At 57.0% G+C, this 1,470-nt stretch carries 2 protein-coding genes; both read left to right on the top strand.

Features of this window, described 5'->3' with window-relative positions; genetic code table 11:
* The coding region (locus tag K7B09_RS13020; RefSeq protein WP_223629894.1) for a hypothetical protein at positions 1–559 on the top strand (559 nt) is incomplete at its 5' end.
* 28 nt (positions 560–587) lie between these two features.
* On the top strand, positions 588–872 hold the full coding sequence (locus K7B09_RS13025; protein WP_223629895.1) for a hypothetical protein: 285 nt from the start codon (positions 588–590) through the stop codon (positions 870–872).
* Positions 873–1,470 lie beyond the last annotated feature (598 nt).

Here is a 1,470-nt window from a genome sequence, read left to right on the forward strand (position 1 = left end):
CTACAACCTAACAGTTCGTTCAAGCCGACGCCGCTTCATGGCATCGTGTTATCTTTCGGCGTCCGGCTGCTGTCGCTTCGGTTGCACCTCGTTGCGGCGCGGCTTAACTCAGGTGTTAGGGCGCAAGGAAGGACTTATGCGACTGGCAGCACAGATTCTTCTTTTCGTGCCCATACTCATTGGGTTCTGGTACGTACACAGCGAACTTTCCATGTGGTTTCAATGGCTACCTGACCTCTTCTCAGCAAGACCGTTGCGCTTGACTGGCCTGCTGCTTGGAGCCGTCCTGTCAGGGATTTTTGCGGGCATCATCTTCACAGCTCCCATCCGGCTTCTCTACCAGCGAAGAGCCCTGTTAGCTGGCGTAGCTGTATCGCTCTTAGCTACAGCTTCAAATGTGTATCACATGCAGTTTTTTGGCCACTTGCCATTCACCAAGGCGGCTTTGCTACTAGATCTTGCAGCCCTCTTCTTGGCGTTGCCACTGTGTTTATTCTTTCTTAGCCGGCTGCGCCCTAACAATTCATTCAAGCCGACGCCGCTTCGCGGCGCGGCTTAATTCAGGCGTTAGGCCTTAGAAAACCATCATGGCTTCCGAACCCACAGCGCTGACCGTCTTGATGGTTGCCGGGCTATTGCCCGTACTGCTGCTGTTTCGGCGCTATCCGCGCCGGCTGGGTCGCACACGAGAGCTCGCGGTGAACCTCGCCGCTGGCTCTGGCGCGCTGCTGCCGGTCGCGCTGACGCGACTCGAACTAGTCCAGGCTCCTCTTGGAATCTATGCGCTCGCCTATTTCGCCCTGTACTTCGCTGGCCTGCTGGTCTTCAATTGGCGGCAGGAACAGCTAAGCCGTCGCGGTCCGGCTAGCTAAGGCCTAACAATTCGTCCAAGCCGACGCCGCTTCGCGGCGCGGCTTAACTCAGGTGTTAGGCGGCAATGGACAGATCTGCGTGGCCCTGGATCACACTGCAGCTTGCATTCGTTGGAGTCGTTGTCGCGTTCCTTACGTTCTATCTCGGCAGTCCGTATGTCGTAACGCTTTGGATCTTGTTGGGGTGGAGCACAATCGGGCAACTCGTAACGCTGGACGACGACATGCCGGGCGGCTGGTCAAACCCTGACGGCGATCGCGCATGGTGGCGGCACGCAAAGATCTGGCTCGCGACCACCTTCGCCTGCTTCCTATTCGTAGGCTGGCTCATGTACAACTTTCCGTGGATTCGTGACTACGGCTGGTAGGATCAGGCCTGCCGCCTAACAATTCATTCAAGCCGACGCCGCTTCGCGGCGCGGCTTAACTCAGGTGTTAGGTTTAGCGCGGAATTTTTTGGGGATGTGCGGGCTTTGCATTGAATTTCGCTTGATAGGTTTACTGTTAGGTTCAAGTGTGCCCTTGCGTACTTGGCCCACAGCGCGCAGGGGACCTGCGCACCGTGGTGGCGGTAGCATTCCGTAGCTTGCTTCGCATG

Origin of the sequence: Thermomonas beijingensis (genome assembly GCF_020034655.1) — a bacterium.
GTDB lineage: Bacteria > Pseudomonadota > Gammaproteobacteria > Xanthomonadales > Xanthomonadaceae > Thermomonas > Thermomonas beijingensis.

Coding starts and splice junctions, on each gene's coding strand:
- K7B09_RS13025 (WP_223629895.1), top strand. CDS start 588: ATGGCTTCCGAACCCACAGCGCTGACCGTCTTGATGGTTGCCGGGCTA.